Origin of the sequence: Hymenobacter crusticola, from assembly GCF_002154225.1 — a bacterium.
Taxonomy (GTDB): Bacteria; Bacteroidota; Bacteroidia; order Cytophagales; family Hymenobacteraceae; genus Hymenobacter; species Hymenobacter crusticola.
On the sequence record NZ_MTSE01000015.1, the window covers coordinates 105,085 to 125,946 of the forward strand.

General features: G+C 54.3%; 18 protein-coding genes and 1 pseudogene. 17 read left to right on the forward strand and 2 right to left on the reverse strand.

All coding sequences use genetic code 11. The features are described from left to right. The first annotated feature begins 798 nt into the window (after window positions 1-798). Together BXP70_RS21450 and BXP70_RS21455 are read left to right on the forward strand one after the other, a co-directional pair. Window positions 799-1,488, forward strand: coding sequence for a hypothetical protein (locus BXP70_RS21450; RefSeq protein ID WP_086596176.1), 690 nt, complete (start codon window positions 799-801; stop codon window positions 1,486-1,488). A 139-nt stretch (window positions 1,489-1,627) separates the two neighbouring features. Beyond that, window positions 1,628-2,302: a hypothetical protein gene (locus BXP70_RS21455; protein WP_143436615.1), complete on the forward strand. Its 675-nt coding sequence runs from the start codon at window positions 1,628-1,630 to the stop codon at window positions 2,300-2,302. A gap of 6 nt (window positions 2,303-2,308) precedes the next feature. Here BXP70_RS21455 and BXP70_RS21460 read toward each other — a convergent pair whose 3' ends face one another. Beyond that, complete coding sequence (locus BXP70_RS21460) at window positions 2,309-3,220, reverse strand: DUF72 domain-containing protein (protein WP_086596178.1); 912 nt, start codon at window positions 3,218-3,220, stop codon at window positions 2,309-2,311. A 347-nt stretch (window positions 3,221-3,567) separates the two neighbouring features. On the opposite strand from BXP70_RS21460, the gene BXP70_RS21465 reads away from it, so the two are divergent. The 5 genes from BXP70_RS21465 (at window position 3,568) to BXP70_RS21485 (ending at window position 8,499) form a co-directional block, all read left to right on the forward strand. Further along, window positions 3,568-4,398, forward strand: a complete 831-nt coding sequence (locus BXP70_RS21465) for a septal ring lytic transglycosylase RlpA family protein (protein WP_086596179.1) — start codon at window positions 3,568-3,570, stop codon at window positions 4,396-4,398. Window positions 4,399-4,680: 282 nt separating this feature from the next. Then, entirely contained in the window at window positions 4,681-7,119 is a 2,439-nt protein-coding gene (locus tag BXP70_RS21470; RefSeq protein WP_086596180.1) for a penicillin acylase family protein, read from the forward strand. Window positions 7,120-7,146: 27 nt separating this feature from the next. Next, a complete protein-coding gene (locus BXP70_RS21475; RefSeq protein WP_086596181.1) occupies window positions 7,147-7,608 on the forward strand; it encodes an energy transducer TonB in 462 nt (153 codons plus the stop codon). Window positions 7,609-7,628: 20 nt separating this feature from the next. Then, window positions 7,629-8,003 (forward strand): hypothetical protein, encoded by a 375-nt coding sequence (locus BXP70_RS21480; protein WP_086596182.1) that lies wholly within the window; start codon window positions 7,629-7,631, stop codon window positions 8,001-8,003. A 211-nt stretch (window positions 8,004-8,214) separates the two neighbouring features. Further along, window positions 8,215-8,499: a hypothetical protein gene (locus tag BXP70_RS21485; protein WP_086596183.1), complete on the forward strand. Its 285-nt coding sequence runs from the start codon at window positions 8,215-8,217 to the stop codon at window positions 8,497-8,499. A 154-nt stretch (window positions 8,500-8,653) separates the two neighbouring features. Here the strand turns inward: BXP70_RS21485 and BXP70_RS21490 are convergent, their stop codons facing one another. Further along, on the reverse strand, window positions 8,654-9,901 hold the full coding sequence (locus tag BXP70_RS21490; RefSeq protein ID WP_086596184.1) for an alpha/beta fold hydrolase: 1,248 nt from the start codon (window positions 9,899-9,901) through the stop codon (window positions 8,654-8,656). Window positions 9,902-10,439: 538 nt separating this feature from the next. Between BXP70_RS21490 and BXP70_RS21495 the strand changes: the two genes are divergently transcribed. The 10 genes and pseudogenes from BXP70_RS21495 to BXP70_RS21540 form a co-directional block, all read left to right on the forward strand. After that, window positions 10,440-10,862 carry a BlaI/MecI/CopY family transcriptional regulator gene (locus BXP70_RS21495; protein WP_086596185.1) on the forward strand — a complete coding sequence of 141 codons (423 nt, stop codon included), beginning with the start codon at window positions 10,440-10,442 and terminating at the stop codon, window positions 10,860-10,862. Further along, the gene (locus BXP70_RS21500) at window positions 10,828-12,339 is read left to right on the forward strand and encodes a M56 family metallopeptidase (protein ID WP_086596186.1); all 1,512 of its coding nucleotides are present in this window, start codon (window positions 10,828-10,830) and stop codon (window positions 12,337-12,339) included. Before BXP70_RS21495 ends, BXP70_RS21500 begins: the two co-directional genes overlap by 35 nt. Window positions 12,340-12,451: 112 nt before the next feature. Beyond that, window positions 12,452-13,747, forward strand: a complete 1,296-nt coding sequence (locus BXP70_RS21505) for a M56 family metallopeptidase (RefSeq protein WP_086596187.1) — start codon at window positions 12,452-12,454, stop codon at window positions 13,745-13,747. Between the two features lie 131 nt (window positions 13,748-13,878). Next, window positions 13,879-14,448 carry an energy transducer TonB gene (locus tag BXP70_RS21510; RefSeq protein ID WP_086596188.1) on the forward strand — a complete coding sequence of 190 codons (570 nt, stop codon included), beginning with the start codon at window positions 13,879-13,881 and terminating at the stop codon, window positions 14,446-14,448. Between the two features lie 206 nt (window positions 14,449-14,654). Continuing rightward, window positions 14,655-15,644, forward strand: coding sequence for a hypothetical protein (locus BXP70_RS21515; protein ID WP_086596189.1), 990 nt, complete (start codon window positions 14,655-14,657; stop codon window positions 15,642-15,644). 754 nt (window positions 15,645-16,398) lie between these two features. Then, window positions 16,399-17,433, forward strand: a complete 1,035-nt coding sequence (locus tag BXP70_RS21520; RefSeq protein WP_245849707.1) for a hypothetical protein — start codon at window positions 16,399-16,401, stop codon at window positions 17,431-17,433. A gap of 247 nt (window positions 17,434-17,680) precedes the next feature. Further along, window positions 17,681-18,499 (forward strand): helix-turn-helix domain-containing protein, encoded by an 819-nt coding sequence (locus tag BXP70_RS21525; protein WP_086596190.1) that lies wholly within the window; start codon window positions 17,681-17,683, stop codon window positions 18,497-18,499. A 55-nt stretch (window positions 18,500-18,554) separates the two neighbouring features. Further along, on the forward strand, window positions 18,555-19,685 hold the full coding sequence (locus BXP70_RS21530; protein WP_086596191.1) for an FAD-dependent oxidoreductase: 1,131 nt from the start codon (window positions 18,555-18,557) through the stop codon (window positions 19,683-19,685). Between the two features lie 235 nt (window positions 19,686-19,920). Further along, window positions 19,921-20,376: a Rossmann-fold NAD(P)-binding domain-containing protein gene (locus BXP70_RS21535; protein ID WP_086596192.1), complete on the forward strand. Its 456-nt coding sequence runs from the start codon at window positions 19,921-19,923 to the stop codon at window positions 20,374-20,376. Window positions 20,377-20,612: 236 nt separating this feature from the next. Continuing rightward, window positions 20,613-20,862 (forward strand): annotated as a pseudogene (locus BXP70_RS21540) (hypothetical protein); the annotation flags it as partial.

Here is a 20,862-nt window from a genome sequence, read left to right on the forward strand (position 1 = left end):
GCGAGCAGTGCTGCTTTTCGGCTTACGTTTTCTTTATTATTAGAAGCCCGCCTGCTTACATTATTTGCCTCAATTACACTTTAATTATCCTCTTCCCTATGAAATTGTATGTACCACTCGCGGCCCTGTTCGCGAACCTAGCTTTCCCAGTATGTAGCCACGCGCAACTCCGTACGCCACCATCAAGTACGTCGACTACAGGTTCGGTTTCGTCCCGCAAAACGATGCTCAAGGCAGGGCTAGGTATAGGCCGCGGTTTTGCCTTAGACAGATATGACGGTTTCGGCTTACCGATTGTCTTGGGCGCAGAGCATAGACTAACGGACAAATTTACTGCGTACGCGAACGTTACTTCTGCGCTACAACTAGTACATGGTCGTGCTTCTCGCTACGAAACGTTTATCAGACGTGGTGTCGTGAAACTCGGGGGTCGATATTACTATAACCAAGCGGGGCGAATGCAGCATAACAGGCCGGTCGGACCTTTTATTGGCAACTACTTAGCGCTGCAAGCTAGCACTGATCTTGTCCCCTACCGAGGCATTTACGATGCTCGAACCTACCTTCTATATGACTACTCTGCCGTCTCTGCTTTATGGGGTATGCAACGGCGTTTGGGGAACGCACTGCTTTGTGATTTTAGTGCAGGCATTGGCCTCATGAACCAGTTAAGGCGCAGGTTCAACCAGATAGATTACACATTTTCGTCTTATCGCCCGCTCCAACTACTGCCTGAGCTCAACTTGCACGTAAGCTTAGCACGCTAGGTAATTATCAACCGTTATCGCCTCGCTTTATATGCAACTGCCTCTATTATACGCAGCTTCGTTTGCGGTTCTAGTCTTAACTACACCTAGCCACGCGCAAACGGCGCCCACTGCCACTGCTACTCCGGTGGTGCCTCCTGCCTCCCGCAAAACCATGCTGCGATTAGGCTTGCGGGTAAATCGCGGCTTTGAAACACGAGATTTGGATGGGCTATTTGCGCCCGTTACCCTTGGCCTGGAGCGCAGGCTAGGTAACAAGTTTTCGGTGTATGGCAATGTGTTGTTCAACCTCCGCCCGTTGGCCTTTCAGCGCTACTATCCGAGGCGTACTTTTATTCACCGCGTGGGGGCGGAACTTGGCGGGCGCTATTACTACAACCAAGCAAAGCGCCTAGCACGCGGCCGAGCGGCCGGGCCTTTCGTCGGCAACTACCTAGCCCTGCAAGCCAGCACAGAGTACTCGCCCATGCGGGTGCAAAATGCGTTCGACAATACCCATATCGTCTACCAGTTCTCAGGTCTTACGGCGCTGTGGGGCATGCAGCGCCGGCTAGGCAGTCTGTTGGTGTACGACTTGAGTGCAGGCCTAGGTGCGTTCAACAGCCGACGAGACATCCACTACCACTATAATAGCAGCGGTGTTTACACAGGTTACTCTTATAGCAATCGACGCTTAGCGGTTGGCCCAGCCGTTAATCTGCAACTGAGCTTCGCTCGTTAGCGGCTATCGCTTTACTTGTTACACATCGGCAGAAAACTATCGCTTCTTGTACCCTTATTTTTCTCCGATGCAACCTTAGCATAGGGCGAAAACTCTTGAGTAAGTAATCGTTTACCCTTCTCATCAAAGCTGTTATTCTATGAATACTTCCTTATCGCTTGTTACAACGTTGTTTGCTACAACGTTGAGCCTATCTGCTCTAGCACAAACAGCTGCTCCTGAGAGCCAAACCACAGTACCCTTGGCTTCGACTCGTAAAACGCTCATCAAGCTAGGGCTAGGTGTTGTAGGTAGAGGCTACGCTTTCAACGGCTTCAATGATCGTTTTTATGTGCCACTTAGTCTCGAGTTAGAGCACCAGCTGAACGAGAGGTTTTCAGTGTATGGTGGTGTGAATGGCAGCTTTCGAGTGACAAGTAACCAGGACTATTATACCCCATTTGTCAACCGGGTAGTTGGGCTGCTCGGTGGCCGTTACTACTACAATCAGCAGAGACGAGTACAAGAAGGCAAAGCGGCAGGACCTTTTGTTGGCAACTATTTGGCCTTACAAGCTAGCTCCGACTTCGTACCCTATTCTTTACCCTATTCCTACCAAAAGTCTAATCTCCGTTATAGTTACTCCACTCTTTCTGCTCTGTGGGGTATGCAACGTCGACTAGGCCGTTTTTTACTCTACGATGTGAATGCTGGCTTGGGAGTCTCCAATCCTTCCTCCTTCAATGGCTTCGATTCTGTGAACGGGGGGCCTTCATACAAGCGCAAACCTAAGCTTCGCCCGGAGCTAAATGTACGCTTCAGCTTGGTGCACTAGCAATTGTTAAAATAGGCTTCCTTGTACCGGCTGCGGAATGATGCGCGGCGGAGCTACGTTCAGCCCCGTCCGCGCATTAAGTTTTTCCAGGAAGTATTGTGTCCAGAGGGGCGAGTGCATAATATCTTTTTGGTGCACAAAGAAGTACGCGGTTTGTAAGCCCGCCCCTAGCCAGGCAGCTAGGCGCTCGGCCCACGCGTCGGCGCGGGCATAGTCGCTGGGGATTAGGCCGTGCCCGTTGAAGCGGATGAAGGCGACGGGCGTGGTCAGGCGCATGTGCATCACGTCGCGGCGCCCCGCCACGTCGCTAATAACGAGCGTTTTGCCCAAGGCTTCGAGCATGGCAAACACCGACTCGCGCAAACCAGGGTCAGAGAACCAAGCGGGGTGGCGTAGCTCGACGGCCAGCGGTACGTAGTCGGGAAAGTCGAGCAGGTAGCGCTCCAAACGGGGCAGGTGCTCAGGACCGAAAGTGGGCGGTAATTGCAGGAACGTCCACCCAAGCCGGTCGTCTAGGCCGCTGATGGCGCGACAGAAGGTAGTCGTGAGGTCGTCGGCGTTGTACAGCTCCCGGTCGTGGCTGATGCTTTGCGGGAGCTTGGGGCAGAACTGGAACCCCGCAGGCGTAGCATCGCGCCACTTGCGCACGGTGGGCGCGTCGGGGATGCGGTAGTGCGTGGTATTTAGCTCGATGCTGTTGAATTGCCGGGCGTAGTGATGTAGGTAATCCGTGTCCTTGATACCGGCCGGAAAGTAAGAACCTAGCCACGCTTTGTTCGTCCAGATGGGACAGCCCACAAATACGCGGGGCGTCTGCTCCACGGCTTGGGCGCGGGCCAGCACGGCGGCCGTTTCGGGGTGGTCGGGGGGCAAACGAAAGTCGACGTAGCGGAGGTCGGAAAGGCGGCCAAAATCCATGGAGCAAAGTACGGCAAAACGCTTCGGTACGCGACCCTTACTTCATAGCAAATTTCCAAGACTTTTGCAACCTAGCTTTAGGCCCTACACAGAGGCCAGCCCCAAATTTTTTTCGGCAGCTGATAGTCTTATTTAACACGACTGTTTGCGAACTCCCTCTATAGTGCAAAACCCAGCTTAACTAAACACAATCGCAGATTTTGAGGGAATCGAGCAAATAACTTAAATGCAAATTTTCTTTGAAAAGGATAATTGGCATGGTTTCGGGGCAGGGCTTGCGCACGGCCAAACCTGGTCGGTTCTAGAAAGCCCTTCTAGTTTTGTCCCGTTCACCAATTATTGACAGAATGACGTTGCGTATTCGACTGCACTCTTTCGGCTTGCTGCTAGCTTTCTCTTTTTTCCTGTTTGTTTTCGGTTTGCAGGTGGCTTGCGCTGCCTCAGGAGAGGATGAAAATACTAGCGCTGCCAAGGCAGCCGTAATCCGTGGCCGCGCCTCTTGGTACGGCCGCGAACACCAAGGTCAGGCTACCAGCAGTGGCGAACGGTTCAACCGTTTTAAGTACACTTGCGCTCACCGTAGCCTACCTTTCGGCACCCGCTTACGAGTTACAAATCCCGATAACGGCAAATCCGTGGTGGTGCGCGTCACCGACCGCGGCCCCTTTCGCCACCAACGCGTGCTCGACCTCTCTGAAGTAGCCGCCCGCCCTTTGTCTATCGTGCAAAATGGTACGGCTGACGTCGTGGCCGAAGTGGTAGCCGAAACTACCCCTCTAGGTCCCACCGATGCTCCCGCCGATCTGGAGGCTTTGCTCGATGCTACGGATACCACCCAAACGCTAGCGGTAACCCCCGTGGAAGTAGCAGTGCCCGAAGTTGCCCCAGCCGTAGCTACTAAGCTAGCTTTTGTGGTGCAAGCCGGTACTTTCTCTGACGCGAACAACGCTCAGAGCCAGCTAGCCAAAATTCAGAAGATCAACGCGCAGCTGCCCACTTCAGTGGAAGCTGAAACGACAGCCGCTAAAGCCCTGAATCGCGTATTGGTAGGTCAATTTGCCACCTGGAGCGATGCCGAGAAAGCGCGTCGCCAGCTCAAGCAACACGGTATCAACGGCCTCGTGCGCCGCGTACCTGTAGCTACTACGGCAGCTTCTGAGCAAGTAGCCGTTAAGTAAGCACCGTTACTTCTCCTCTCTCCTTGCCAGGCTCCGGTTATGAAACCGGGGCCTGGTGCTTTTTAAGCGAGTGGCAGACCATCGGTTGTGCCGTAAGAGAACCTATTATTACGTTATACTACTGGCCTGTTCAGCCAGCTCCTCTTATTGGCCAATGGATGCCATATAGCGGGTAGTGGTAACTGCAACCGACAGGCTTACCATTGCACCTTCCGCACGCGAGATGACGTCCTTGTTGGAGCAGCCTATGTTTATTAAAAGCTAGGTTGTTACTTGCCACCTATGATACGTTGGCTCAAGGCAATCCTGGCTTTACTTGTAACGGTGGCGCTGACGTGGGCGCTGAACACCCGCTTTGGTTCCGTGCCGCCGTTCGGCAAGTTCCTGAGCCCGTTCCGAGGCTTTTGGCGCAACGGTGAGACGGCGGCCGACTTTCCGAAGCAGCAAACCCTCACGCTACCCGGCTTGCAGCAGCCTGTGCAAGTGCGCTTCGACGACCAACGCGTGCCGCACATCTTTGCCCAAAACGACCACGACCTGTACTACGCTCAAGGCTACCTCACGGCCCGCGACCGACTCTGGGAAATGGACTTCGTTACGCATGTAGCGGCGGGGCGCTTGTCCGAAATTGTGGGCAAAGACCGGCTGGAGACGGACCGTTTCTTCCGGCGCATGGGCATGGTGTACGGCGCCCGCAAGTCGCTGGACGCGGCCATGGCCGACCCCACCGTCCGCACCGTGCTGACGTCGTACTCCGATGGTATTAATGCCTACATCAACTCTCTCACGCCGAGTACTTACCCTTTCGAGTACAAGCTGCTCGATTATGCGCCGGAGCCGTGGGAGCCGCTGAAGTGCGCGCTCATTCTGAAGTACATGGCCTTCGACCTCACGGGCCGCTCCGACGATTTGCGCCTAAGCAACGCCCTAGGTAAGTATGGCCGCGAGGTGGTGCGCGACTTGTTCCCCGACTACCCGCTACGCGAAGACCCCGTGATTCCAGAAGGCACGCCGCTCGATTTTAAGCCCGTGCCGGTACCCGCCGCGCCTGCTGGATTCGAGGCCGACTACTCGCCCTTGGTGCCGCAGAACCAGCCCGACCCGGAGCTAGGTTCCAACAACTTTGCTGTGAGCGGGAGTAAGTCGGCCACTGGGTTTCCCATCCTCGCCAACGACCCGCACTTGCAGCTCAACTTGCCGAGCATCTGGTACCAAGCGCAGCTGGCCGCGCCGGGCGTGAACGTGTGCGGCGTTTCTATTCCGGGGGTGCCGTTCATCATTATTGGGTTTAATGAGCAAGTAGCCTGGGGCGTGACCAACACTTACGCCGACGTGCTCGATTGGTACCAACTGAAGTTCAAGGACAACACGCGCCGCGAGTACTGGCACGATGGCCGCTGGAAGCCAGTGCGCCGCGTGGTGGAGCGCATCAAGGTGCGCGGCCAGCCCGACCGCCTCGACACGGTGCTGTATACCCACCACGGCCCCATTGTGTACGACCGGCAGGAAAAGCCCTTTCTGCCGCAGACGCCCATTCTGCACGCCATGCGCTGGGTGGCGCACGATGCCGCTAACGAATTTCTGACCTTTTACCGCCTCAACCGCACCCGCAATTACCAAGATTACACCGCGGCTCTTGCCACGTACGGCGCCCCAGCCCAGAACTTCATCTTCGCGGATAGCCAACAGGATATTGCCATTTGGCCCAACGGCTTGCTGCCGCTGAAGTGGAAAGAGCAGGGCAAGTTTGTGCTGGATGGCACCAACCCCGCCTACGACTGGCAGGGCTGGATTCCGTCGGCGCAAAACCCGCACGTGAAAAATCCGCCGCGGGGCTTTGTGTCGTCGGCCAACCAGTTCTCGGCTAACCCCAAGGACTACCCGTATTATCTCAACTGGAACTATGGCGACTACGAGCGGGGGCACCGCATCAACGAGCGCCTGGCCCACATGAACCACGTCACGCCCGACAGCCTACGCGTGCTACAGAACGATAACCTAGGGTTGAATGCCCAACTTATGCTGCCTAGGTTGCTGGCGCTAGTGCAGCCTACGCAGCTGTCGGCGGCCCAGCAGCAAGCTTACCAAGAGCTAGGTCGCTGGAACTACTTCTACGACGCGCATGCCACCGGCCCCACGATGTTCGAGCTGTGGTACACCAATTTAGTGAAGCGCATTTGGGATGATGACTTCGGCAAGGCTACTGGTTTGGAAATGCGCTTTCCGACCCGCGACCGGACCAACACCCTCATCCTGCAAGAGCCTAACTCCCGCTGGATCGACGATACCCGCACGCCGGCCAAGGAAACGTTGACTGAGCTAGCCCGCAAGTCGTTTCAGTTTGCCACCGATTCACTCACGCGCAAGTTTGGGCCGCTCGGTCCGAAGTGGGCCTGGGCCAACCAGAAAAGCACCGACATTCTGCACCTAGCCCAACTCCCCGGCTTCGGCCACATGGACCTCGACGTGGGCGGCGGCACCGGCATCGTGAATGCTACTTCCGAGCGCAACGGCCCGTCGTGGCGCATGGTGGTGGCCCTAGGTCCGCAGGTGCAGGCGTATGGCCTGTTTCCCGGCGGCGAGTCCGGCAACCCCGGCTCGCCCTTCTACGACGACATGATCGAGCCCTGGAGCAAAGGCCAACTGCACCCCTTAGTGTTCTTGCGCAGCCCCGACGAAAAGAACCCGCGGGTGAAAGCCGCGTGGGAGTTAACGCGCTAAAGCACCCTAGGCTTCTACTTCGCTCCCATGCCGTACTACCTAGCTTGTTGCCTTTCGTTGCTGCCCTTTACTGTTGTAGCCCAGCGTGGTACGTCGGCCAAAGCGACTGGTCAGAAGCCCGTGGTGTATGCCTGGGTACAGCATATGCCTACTTACCCAAAGGGCGGCAAACGCGGCGCGCTTCTCTACCTAGCTCAGCACGTACGGCTGCCGGAAGAAGTGAAAACAGGCCGAGTTGACGGCTTGGTTTTCGTAGAATTTGTGGTGAGTGAAAAGGGCCAGGTTCAGGCGCCTAGGGTTCAAAAAGGACTTTCCCCCGCCACTAACGCCGAAGCTTTACGCGTCATCCAAAGCTTGCCCAACTGGCTACCCGGTCGTGAAAAGGAGGTGCCGGTGGCAGTGTCCATGACACTGCCAGTCACCTTTAGCCGAGAGCCTTACAAGCTTCCGAAGAATGTGGAAGATTTGTCTGGCATTCCCGAACAGTGAGGAATAACTTTTATCTACCTATGCTTCTCTTTCTTCTGATCTTAGTACTTGCCGCAATAGCGCAGTTATTCCTCCCTTGGTGGATTGTGGCCCCTATCTCGTTTCTCCTAGCTGCCGGGCTAGGGCGCACGGGCGGGCGCAGCTTTTGGGCTGGGTTTGCGGGTGTGGGCCTAGGTTGGGCCGTGGCGGCGGCATGGCTGACTAGTGGCAACAACGGTTTGCTGGCCCACCGCGTAGCTCAATTGCTCCCGCTTGGTGGCAGTAGCTGGGCCTTGGTACTACTCACGGCCGTCGTGGGCGGATTGCTTGGGGGCATGGCGGCGCTGGCGGGCTGCTGGTTTCGGCAGGCGTTTCAAAACACTGCTAGCCAGACCGGAAGAGGTACCCTCAGCTAACCTTGCTCCCTAGGCAGGCATAGCAACTAACCATTTTTCTGAAGCAAGTAGGCCACAGGTTACCTAGGGTACTGCTGCTGCTCAGCGAAATGCCACAATCCTTTCCGTGTCTGGCGAAACAGCCGCTGCTGGCTGGCGTACGCTAACACAGGTTGTGGCGGCAACGCCTGCACGACCTAGCTTCCTTCCCACCATCCTAACTTTTGCGATTATGTCGAAGCAATCTGGAAAACGCAGCCAACACGACCCCAACGCTGGGCCAAATGCCAATAGCGAGAAAATCAGCAATCAGTCATCGGAGAAGGCACAACACGCCGGCTCTACGGACCACGACCGTTCCGTGCGGAGTGGCTTGTCGGGTCAGGCCAGCCAGCCGCACATCGCCACCGACGAAAACCTAAAGGATCAAGTAGCCGGCAACCTGGAAAGCGGCACGGGCATGACTACCCCCACCGACGAGGGCCAAGCCCCCCAAAGCGGCAGCCGGCATGGCTAGCTCATTGCTTTCCACAACAGCTAGTTAACCTACGTAGTAGCGAAGCATTCCTTAGCCTCAACAGCATCTCGACGCGCCAACGTCTTTCGAATCACTAAAAAAGCCCGCTCCATATGGAGTGGGCTTTTTTAGTGATTCCTTACTCGACAACAGATTACTTCAACTCCGTATTATACTGCGAGATGAAAGCGTAAGCAGCCAGCGTGTAGGTAGCGACCGAGGTGAAATGGTTGCCGCCTTGGATAGGACGGAGCTGCACCTGCTTTGCGCCGCGCGCCTGCATAGCGTTGTAGGCATCCTGCGAGTTAAAGTAGGGCACGTAATCGTCGGCGGTGCCGTGGAAGAGAGCGAGGGGCGCCGTGGGCTTCCAATCGTAGATGTCGTTGTCGCGGAAGGCAGCAAGCATCTGGGCATCCGTTTTTTGCAGGATGCTCGTTCGGAAGGCATCAGTGAAGAGTTGGCTAGGATAGTCGGGCACGTCGCCAAACACGTTGGCTTTCAACTGCTCCGCATATGGTGCTTTGAAGTAATAAGACAACGGCCGATTGATACCATACACACGATTGTAGGTATCGAGCACCCACACGTACGTGCTCAGAAAGCTCAAAGGCTTATCGGACCCGAGGATATAGTCGGCGAAGGCCGACTTGTGGTACGCACCTGCGCCCGGCGCGCAGGCTGTTACGGCAAACTCATTTGCGTATTTTTCTTCCAGCAATTTGTGCAGCGCGAGCGTGGCGAAGCCTCCTTCCGAGTAGCCTAGCAGGAAGTTCTTTTTGCTCACTTGCACGTTTTCCTTGCCACAAAACGCATAAGCAGCCCGCAACATGTCTGCGGACGCCGAAGCTAGCGAGGCGGCGTGCTCATACGGGTGCGGATACGCTTTGGAAGCCCCATAGCCAATGTAGTCGGGCGCCGACACGATGTAGCCCGTGGAAGCCAGCACCGACACGGCCGACCACACCTCGCTGTTGGAGTTATAGTGCGAAGGGGCCCGATCTTCATCGGCGGGACGGATGGTACCGTGCTGGTAGCTCAGTACGGCCAAAGGCTGCGGCGTGACGGGCACCAGCAACGCCCCCGAGGCCGTGATGGTTTTGCCATCCGTATTGAGGGTGGTGTAGGTGAGCCGGTACGCTTTGATGGAATATTTCGTCAGAGTTCCTACCAACGGCACGTCCGATACGCGCCCCGCGAGGTCGGCGGGCGTGTACTCGCCGATGAGGGTGCTGCTGAGCAATTGGCCAGTTTGCGGAGCGGCCGGCGTTGGCGTAGTTACGGTAGGTTCCTCCGTAGGCTGGGCAGCATCTTTCGTGCAACTAAGCGCGGGTGCTACTAGCAGGGTAAGCCACAGCAACCAGGTTAGATGCCGCAGCGGGAAGTTGGACTTAGTGAAGAACAAAAGCGGGTGGTTTTTGAGTATTAAGCTGCCTACATAACACCACAAACCGGCCAAAAAATTTCTTTCCGCGCGCCTGAAAAGCTGATTAGAAGGAGAATACAGCTTTTTCTCCGATTCGGAATACTGCTTTTACTGACCTAGGTATGATAGTATTCGCGCAAGCCGTTTTGCGCTGTTCTTTTTGGGCATTGCGAGAAAGCTGAGTAGCCCCACCTTAGTCATAGACCAGCGAGGCAACACCCACCCTTGAGTGAGCGGTACCACTCCGCGAGGGCTGGGATAGTGTTCCGGCGTTCGTGTCTACTAAGGGTGGCCCCTTACTAGGGCTCAACGCCTCTATGCCACCATTTGGATTATTTAACAGAACCAGTGCCTTGCCTGAATACCTACTCACAGATCCTAGGTCTGTAGCTTAAGCTTTTCACTGCATTTGAAGTACAAAGCACTGAGCAGACACCCATTGTCAAAATCTTATCTAAAGATTTAGTTGATTAACTAATAAATTAGTTATACCTTCATTTCCATCAAGTAAGTACTTATGGAAAACCTCCCCGAACTCACCAAAGCCGAAGAGCAAGTCATGCAAGTGCTCTGGCGGCGCGGTCCTTCTTTCGTCAAGGATCTGTTGCCCGAGCTTCCCGCGCCCACTCCGGCCTACACCACCGTCTCGACCATCATCCGCATCCTAGAACAAAAGGGGTTTGTGGATCACGAAGCTTTTGGCCGCACGCACCGCTACTTCGCGCTGATTGCGCAAGACGACTACCGCCGCTTTTCGCTGCGCAAACTGCTCGGTGGCTACTTCGGTGGCTCCTTCACTCGACTGGTATCCTTTTTTGCCAAGGAAGAAGACCTCGACGCCCAACAGCTCGACGAGCTGCTGCGCCACGCCCAGCAAAACCTAGCCCATCCCAACCCCGACGACGATGCTCCCACTCCCGACGACACTCGCCCTACTTAGCTGGATGTGGCAAAGCACGCTTTGCCTGGGCGCCTGCTGGCTGCTGTACCATTTGGCGCTACGGCGCGAGGCCTGCTTCCATTACAACCGCTGGTTTTTGCGCCTGATGCCGTGGCTAGCGCTGGGTTTCCCCTTGCTACCGCTCCAGGCACTGAACCTAGGCAGCTGGCTACCTGCTGCTACCCCCAGTACCACGGTAGCTCCCCTGGTAGTCTTTGCCCCGGCGCCCTCGCTGTCGAGCGTAGTGCCGCTGGCGCCACCGGATGTGTCAGCTCCGTGGCCATGGCTGGCATTGTTGTACGGTGCTGGGGTGTTGCTGTGGCTCGGCAGGTTAGGTTGGCAGCTAGCCGCACTACGCCGCGCCACCTCCGGCTTGCCGCAGGAAGAAGAATTCAGCTACACCTTGGTCCTGACGAGCGGCAAGCTTCCTATTAGCTCGTTTGGCAAGTACATCTTCTGGGATGAAACGGCGGCCTTAACGCCCGCCGAAGCACAGCAGGTGTTGCACCACGAGCTAGCTCACGTGCAGCAGAACCATACGTGGGAGCAGCTCCACCTAGAAGTTTTGCGGGCGTTGCTGTGGTTCAACCCGTTCGTGCACCTGTTGCCGCGCGCCCTGCGCCTCACCCACGAATACCTCGCCGACGCGGCCGTGCTGACCGCGGCCCCCGATGCGGCACCTATTTCCTACACCGCACTACTGGCCCGGCTCACCTTGCAGCAGCTTCACCCTAGGTTTCCGCTTGCGCACTCGTTTGCTTCTTCCCAAACCTTAATTCGCATTGCCATGCTACAGGCTCGTTCTGTTCGGAGTTGGAAACGGTGGCTGGTGCTGCCGCTGAGTACCGTACTCCTTATCACCCTAGCGTGCGCGCAGGATAAGGACCCAGTTGCGCCGATCGTAAGTGGTCAGACAGCGGAGGGGAAGGTGTATACCTATCAGCAGGTAGAGCAAGTGCCTATTTATGAGACGGGTACGCGCAAGCTTTTTGAGGATATTATTGATCCTATCATGCACTCTCCCAAATACTATTCTAAAGCTGCTATAGCCGCACACATACGGGGTCGCATTATTATCAAATTCATTGTGACTGAGAGTGGTAGTATGCAGAATATAGGTATTGATCAGAGTGACGCTACTATAGAAGGACCAGCAACAGCCGTTAAAGAAATTCAGGAGAAAAGCCTGGCTGCCGTACAAAACCTACCAGGCAAATGGCTTCCTGGCCAGCAAGCAGGTCAGACTGTTCCTGTCAGCGTGATGGTCGTGTGTGATGTGAACCCAGCGTACACCGATACCTACCTATCCAAGTACCCTGATGAATATCACCTCACGGTAGATTGGAGTTTCAATGGTGTGGATACACGATCTGTTGTGGGTATATCAATTCCGATTAAAGAATCCACAGTCAAAGAATTCAACAAATACGCTATCCGTCCTGACCCTTCTTATTACAAGAACCATAAGCGCCAATAATGCCACTAATTAGGTGCTACTGTATGGCTGGCCTAGCTGCTACCTCAGCTGTGTGGTGACTGTGGATTTCTGATTACGCGTCAATTGCCTCCGCTTTTTAACGAATATAAGCATGTTGCCTCTACTCAACTGGATGCTGCTCAGCACACTCGTGCTCGGCGCATTGTGGGTGCTCTACTACTTAGCCTTGCGCTCGGAGCGTTGTTTCCGCTACAATCGGTTCTTCTTGCTGCTGGCGCCGGCGCTTGCGGCGGGGCTGCCGCTGCTGCAACTACCTAGTCTGTGGCCCGCCGCTCCCACTTTGACGAATCGCCTACCTAGCTTTTTGCTTCCCGAAGTGGGCGTGGGCATAGCGGCCAGCATCCAGCCCAACACTAATTGGCTACTGTGGGTGTACGGCGCGGGTGTAGCGGTTTTTCTGGCGCACCTAGCTTGGCAGCTCTGGCAGCAGTGGCGCTTCACCCAAGCCTTGCCCATCGAGCTGCAATCAGGCTACACGCTGCGACTCACGGGTGGCCGCCAACCCACCGGCTCCTTTGGCCGCACCGTGTATTGGGATGAAACCACGCTGCTCGATGCCTTCGAGGCAGAGCAGATATTAGCCCACGAGCTAGCTCATGTGCGCCAGGGCCACACCTACGACCGGCTGTGGCTAGCGCTGTGGCGGGCGGCGCTGTGGTTCAACCCGTTCGTGCACCTGTTGCCGCGTGCCTTGCACCTCACCCACGAATACCTCGCCGACGCAGCAGCTAGCCAAGCCACCCCCATTAGCTACACCTCACTGCTCGCGCGACAAGCCGCAGCCCACCTAGGTTTCACTCCTGCCTTAACTACCACTTTTCACACTTCTTCCATCCTAACGCGTATCGCTATGCTCCATCATCCTCCCGTTCTCCGCCGCTGGAAGCAGTGGCTTGCGTTGCCCGTCGGGGCGCTGTTGCTCACGATAGTTGCTTGTGAGAAAACCTCCTACACCGGCGCCCTGCCCGAGCCCAGACCGTCCGGTGCTTCCGCTACCACGTCGGTAGCTACTGCGCCACCGGTTCCACTTGCTAAAAAGGATACCATATTCACGTACGTGGAGCACATGCCCGAATACCCCGGCGGCATTTCCAAGTTACTAGCTGATATTGGGGCCAATACGCATTATCCGCCCGTAGCCGTAGAGGCAGGAGTTGAAGGAAAAGTATTCGTCGGGTTTATCGTGGAAAAGGACGGCAGCCTCTCGGGTGTACGGCTTCAACATGGCCTCCAGGAAGAAGGAACTCAAGCTGCCGCCGCTAAGGCTATAAACGAGGAGGCGCTACGAGTTATCAGCACATTGCCGGGTCAGTGGACACCTGGTAAACAAGGCAACCGCCTAGTCAAAGTTTCTTATGTAGTTCCAATCCTCTTTGCTAAGCAATAAGCTGGGCTAGGTTATTCGCGCTGCGACACCTCCTCCGAACGCCAACTACCTAACCGTAGTTGGCGTTTTTCAGTACAACTAAATTCTTTTATACTTAGCTTGTAATCAGACCACTTATACAGCCCCTATCCATGCTACACCATCCGCTTGCTCGTTGGCACTGGACTCAGTCATTTGTTGCCGCAATAGGAGTTTTGCTGTTGCTGACGGTAATCTGTGAGCAAGCAATCCTGAAAGCAATACCTTCTCCCAAACCCGCAAAAAATAAGAAGTGGGTAGTAGCCCCTTTTCTCTCCTCCACCAAGCTAACCACTTGGAATGCGGGAGATAAAAACGATCTTATTCTTACGAGGCCTGATCGGGCGCCCGAATACCCAGGCGGCACTATCAACCTAGCCCGCCGCCTCGATTCGGAGTTTCGCTATCCAGCAGTGGCGCTAGCGTCGGGCTTGAAAGGATTCGTGTCTGTGGAATTTATTGTTGAGCGCGACGGCACTATTTCTAACGTGCACATTGAGCGTGGAGCCAAGGCGCCAGTAAGCCAAGTTGTCGCAGCTCAGGCAATTGATGCCGAAGCCTTACGCCTTGTGCGGTCTTTGCACGAATATTGGGAACCTGGTCAACTTGACGGTCAGGCGATACGGTCTGAATTTTCACTGGCCATAACGTTTGATCCTAGAAACTATCCGGTTGTTCGGTAATTCAGGCTAACGCATCTCAGTATCTGTCAGCAGCAAGCTAGCTTCTCTGCTGATGCTCACTTTCCAGCAAATTTATTATCCCTTCTATACCATTGATCGTCAAATAGTTGCCAAAAAATAGATTGCGCCAGCGTTACTTGTAGCTGTGGCGTATGTTGCTGAGGAGGTTGTATCTTACAAGCTCGTATGCCGTAACCGTACTATCTGTGTTTTCTTTCAAGCTCATCTGCTCACCTCTTTTCGGTCTTTTTCTCAGCTTTTGGGCATCGGTAGCCTTACCGACGGGCTGTACTGAACACGAACGGCACACGAAAGCGCTGTCGCCGGCCCAAATTGCGCTGATCCAGCAGCGCATAGTGTACCAGGACTCCTTGCGTACTGACTCAATAGCCCGTGCGGGCGGGCAGTTGCCGGGCACTATTCTGCCCGACAGCCGGATTGTGGCCTATTATGGCAACCCCATTCACACCAAAATGGGCGTGCTTGGCCAATACCCAAAGGACGAAATGCTGCGCCGCCTCGATGCGCAGGTACAAGAGTGGGCGAAGGCCGACCCCAAAACACCTGTGCGGCCGGCCCTGCACGCTATCGTCGTGATAGCCCAGCACGATGCTGGCGCCGATGGCAAGTACCGCCTGGCCCTCCCCGATTCGGTGATTGAGCGCGTGGTAAACTGGGGCCGGGAGCAGCATGCGCTAGTGTTTCTGGACGTGCAGGTAGGCCTGAGCACCCTGCCCGAGGAGCTGCCCCGCCTCGAAAAATACCTACGGCTGCCTTTCGTGCACCTAGGTATCGACCCAGAGTTTTCGATGAAATCGGGGGCCCGACCGGGTACGGAAGTGGGCGAGTTTGACGCTACTGACGTGAACTACGCCCGCTATTTCTTAGCCCGCATCGTGAGCGAGAATCAACTCCCACCCAAAGTGCTGGTTGTGCATCGCTTCCGGCAGGACATGCTCACGAACTACCAGAATATCAAGCTCGACCCGCGGGTGCAAATCGTGATGCACATGGATGGCTGGGGCACGCCCAGCATCAAGCGCAGCTCCTACCGCAAGTTCATTCAGCGGGAACCAGTGCAGTATACGGGCTTCAAAATCTTCTACAAAAACGACCAGCGCAACGAATCGCGCCTAATGACGCCGCGAGAAGTAGCTAGCCTCCACCCCGACCCGCTATACATTCAGTACCAGTAGTATTAACAAGCAGGGCACTTAGAGGCCGCCGAGCAGCGGCGGAGAAATAAGATAGCCCAAAGAGTACCATTACACCTAGGTATATCTTAGTGGCTCGCGGGCGCGAAGGGACGCATGCCCAGAAGCCCCACTAACTACGCGTAGCATGGCTAGCTCTTACTTGACAAGTAGCGGACCGTCCAGAATATATTGACTAACGAACTTCCTCTGCGCTTTTAGTGTGACCTGCGTGAAGAGGTCGACCAGGCTATCGTCCGAGTCCCGGCAAACGAGTGAATGGTTACCCCCAAGCCATGGTAGCCACTGAGGACACGGGCTAGCTTATGATACCGAATGGGCATCCGACGCAGTTTGTGGGCTTTCTGATACGTATGGTACGAAGAGCTGCCTACGACTCGCGTTGTCCGATTCCGATGCTTGCTAGGTAACGTTTACGTTGTTTTTAACCCAGTTCCGCAAGCTTATTTTTTGGTCGATTTGCCAGTCGGCACGTCGAGCGAGAGCACACCCCGGAAGCTATTTCTTTCTGCATCTACTGCAGAGAAGCTTACTGTCATTTTACTTTCTGGCTGCTAGAAGCAAAGCGTTTGCGGGACCCTGACACTTAAAAGGTTACTGAAGGATTACAGGATTTTTAAGTGCTTTTAAACTAGCATTTTACAGTTTTATCCAGCACCGACGAGCTTAGTGAATTGGGACAGGTATAGTCTTTATTCAAGAAGAATGTACTTCCTTTGGCGTTCTTTCCCATCCTATGTCCTTCTCAGTGTTTTATTCTGAAAAATTAACTACCACTCTTCCCATAGCAGGCTTCCTTTCCCTACTATATCTAGCAAGCTGCAGCAATCATCCGGAGGGTAACAAACCCGACGAAAAATCCACTGCGGAAGTAGCCGCTGCTGCCGCGCCCATCGACAGCTTGCAGCTGAAACGGGAAGCCATGCGCCGGGATTCCCTCAAGGCCGACTCCATTGCCCGGAAAAATGGTCAGCTGCCGGGTTCCATTCTGCCAGGGCATCGCATTGTGGCTTTTTATGGAAATATCCGTTCTAAGGGCATGGGTATCCTAGGTCGGGAGCCCAAAGAAAAGATGTTCCGCAAGTTTGAGGGCGTACTCAAGGAGTGGCAAGCCGCCGATCCTAGCCTCCCCCTTCAGCCGGCCTTGCACAGCGTGACCATTACGGCGCAAGGTGCAGCTGGTAAAGACGGTAAATACCGCCTGATGAATTCTAAAGCCACTATTGAGGAAACTATTAGCTGGGCTAAGGAGCATAACTGCATCCTGTTTCTGGACGTGCAGGTAGGGCTGAGCGATTTGGAACACGAGCTCCATAAGTTGGAGCCTTACCTAAAAGATCCTATCGTGCATATGGGCATCGACCCGGAGTTTGCCATGCAAACCAAAGGCGTGCGCCCCGGCAAAAAGATCGGTACTTACGACGCCAAGGATGTGAATTTCGCCATCAACTTTCTGGCGCGCATCGTGAGCGAGAACCACCTGCCACCCAAGGTGCTGACGGTACACCGCTTCACGCAGGGCATGATCACGAACTACCAAAACATCAAGCTCGACCCGCGGGTGCAGGTGGTCATGCACATGGATGGCTGGGGCAACCCCATCCTGAAGAAGGACTCGTACCGCGCCTACATTCAGAAGCAGCCGGTGCAATACACCGGTTTCAAACTTTTCTACGAATACGATCCGCGGCCGAAGCCCCACCACATGATGACGCCGCAGGAAGTGCTGGCCGAACTCACGCCCAAGCCGCTCTATATACAGTATCAGTAACCTCGTTGCGCTGCGCCGCCGGCAGGAACTAGCCTTATTGGCCTACTGCTCGGTTGGTTCGTTGTGGCTTTCGGGCCGAAGTACAGACGCGAAGTATCGCGTCTGTACTTGTTCAACAACGCGGTAATACTGTTCCGACCGGCGCCAGATGCAGCCAGACAGCTTTTGGCGTATTGCCCACGCCCCCTAGGTCCGTGTTGGGTGCGGCGTAGCTAGCTTACCGTCGGGCGCTATACTATCTTTCGATATGCAGCTTCAAAACGTTGATCCTCCGAAAGAGCTACGGGACACTATCAAGGGGTTTTGGTACATGAGCCGAGACTTCGGGGAAACTCCATCTAGCTTTGAGATACTCCCGGATGGCTACGCGGAAATCATTTTTCATTTCGGCGGCGCCTGTAGCATTTCTACCCCAGAAGGCTTGCAGGCCTTGCCGTCCCCTTTTCTGGTGGGGCTGCTCAACCAACCGATTCATATCTACGCGCAGAATCAGTTGGAAATCATTGGCATCAAGTGCTTTCCCTGGACCGTATTTGAGCTGCTTGGCTTGCCGCCAGGCCAGGACGGCGTGCGTATCTTCGAGCATCCCATTGCCCAGTTACACGCTCCCTTGGCACAGTGGGTGCAGGCTGGCAATATCGGGGAAGCGTTAGCGCAAGCAACCGAATATTTCCTGACTACCCGCGCGCGGCTAGCCACCGACAGCGTGCTAGGCAAAGCAGGAACAGCAATGCGAGAAGCCAACGGCACCCTGCCGGTCAGCCACGTAGCGGCAGCGGCGCACGCCACCGTTCGGACCTTGGAGCGCAAATTCAAGCAGGCGGCAGGCTACACGGTAAAAGATGTATCTGGGCTGATGCGCTTTGAGCAAGCCCGCAACCATTTATTGCGATATCCCACTACCAACCTAGCCGGCTTAGCCCAAGAGCTAGGTTATACAGACCAAGCCCATTTAAGCCGGGAGTTCAAGCGCTACAGCGGCACGACACCCGCCGCCTTCGCCCGCCAAGTAAAGAGCGGAAAGCATAACCTTCCCAACGATTTTGTCGCGTTTGTTCAAGCCTAGCACGGGAGCATGAGAGAATTTTGCGTTGCAATAAATCATCAACCAACGCAAAATCATGTTATTGAATAACAAAGAGGTAGCCATCCTCGGTGCCGGTCCAGTCGGGCTCACAATGGCAAAGTTATTACAGCAAGCAGGCGTAGCTGTCACGGTATACGAAAGAGACCAAGACGCCCAAACAAGAATTTGGGGCGGCACGCTTGACCTGCATAAAGATTCGGGACAGAAGGCTCTAAGAAAGGCTGGTTTGCTGGAGAGCTATTATGCTACGGCAAAACCCATGGGAATAAGCATGGCGGATGAACACGGCAACGTGTCGTTTACCACGAAACCTACTCCCGAAAACCAATACGATAACCCTGAGATAAACAGGAACGATTTAAGAAAACTATTGCTCCGTAGTCTAACCACTGACACTGTTGTTTGGGACAGAAAATGCATTGGAGTAGAAGCGCAGAACGGGAAATGGTTTCTGCAATTTGAAGGCAAACCCGGGGCAACCGCTGATTTTGTTATCGTAGCCAATGGAGGAATGTCCAAAGTGAGAAACTATGTTACGGATGCTGAAGTAGAAGACACCGGGACTTTTATCATACAAGGAGATATACCTCAGCCTGAAATAAATTGCCGGGAGTTTTATCAGCTATGCAATGGCAACAGGCTAATGGCTGCGCACCAGGGAAACTTATTAGTTGTAAATCCTTGCAACAATGGCTCATTAACCTATGGCGTGATTTTCAAAAAACCTGAAGAATGGCTTCAAGGTAATAACCTCAATTTTCAGGACACGGACAGCATTCGTTTATTTCTCTCTGAGAGGTTTTCCCAGTGGTCTGATAGTTACAAGCAGGTATTCCGCTCAACGCATTCTTTCTGGGGATTGCCGACGAGAAAACTACCGTTGAACAATGCCTGGAAAAATAATCGCCCTTTGCCCATAACGCTTATTGGTGATGCTGCGCATTTAATGCCCCCTTTTGCTGGCCAGGGTGTAAATACCGGGCTAGTGGACGCTTTGACTTTATCTGATAATCTAGTCAGCGGAAAATATAAAACCTTAGAAGCTGCTATCAGCGACTACGAGCGAGAGATGTTTGGCTATGCAACAAAGGCGCAAATTGAATCGAGTCAGAACGAGATAGAAATGCGCCACCTTGACTTTTCTTTCCTAAAATTTATCCGGTAAGTTAACCGTTAATTTTCGGCAGTAATTTCCAAAAATTATTTATAAATAGTTCTGTAAAACCTACGTAAGAAAAATCCGATTCGGTCATGAGCGTGAATATTCGCATTTCATGAATCATTACTTTTCACTTACATCATCAAGAAATCATTGATAACGCAGAGTACCGCCCAGATGTACAATGTACCGGGCAAGGTGATTATGCTGAATGCGTACAATGAAAAGACGGATCTAGCTTTTGGCTTTTCTCAGAGAAAAAACTTCGTACAATTACCGAGATACCGAGCAACAACGAAATATCATTGCGAAACAGTTTGCCGAACAAAGCTGGGGAACCGACGAATTATTAGAAGAAATAAAAGCAGCCGAAACGCCATACGTTGACAAGTTTTGTCAAATCAAAATACCGTCGTGGACGAAAGGCCGCGTAGCGTTGGTGGGTGATGCTGGTTATTGCGCTTCGCCCGCGGCAGGAATAGGAGCTTCGTTGGCAGTTATTGGCGCTGGTGCTATCGCGGATGCGTTGGAAAAGCACGAAGGCAGTTTTGAGTTGGCCTTCCAAGCGTACAACCAAACGCTACGGCCATTTATTGAGGAAGTCCAAGCTACCGCCCTAACGATGTTAAGCAAATACCTTATCCCAAGAACTGAGGAAGGTATTCGCAAACGAAACGCCCACGAAACATCCTTTTAGTCCATAGGCGCCTAGTAAACGGAACGACGAGATTTATAAACCTAGGGCCAGCCATTGCCTACTGTACGGGTTCAGGAAGGAAGCTAGGATGACTCAGCGCGGAGGCCCAAGCACGAGCGTTTTTAGGCCTTTGCGCACCTAGGCTTCGCGCGCCCGTAGGGTGAGTGCTTAGCGAAGGTTACGTGCTTTTGTAGCAACTAACTATATGGCGCAGGTAGTCGTAAACTTTCCGCCCAATGCGTAGTTGCAGTAACTTTGAATTCTACAAGCCGCCTGCTGCCATGACGACGACCACGCTTCATACGCTTTACCAGGAGTTGGCTCCCTGCACTAGCTCCGACCTGAGCACGCTGCTGCCTGGGGGAATTCAGCGGGAAGTTGGCCACTTCAATGTGTTTAATCTAGCCGACTTCTGGGAGTCTACCTCGCTGCGGTCCGGCACGCCCTACTCGTGTCGCTCTTTCTACAAGATCAGCCTGTTGCGTA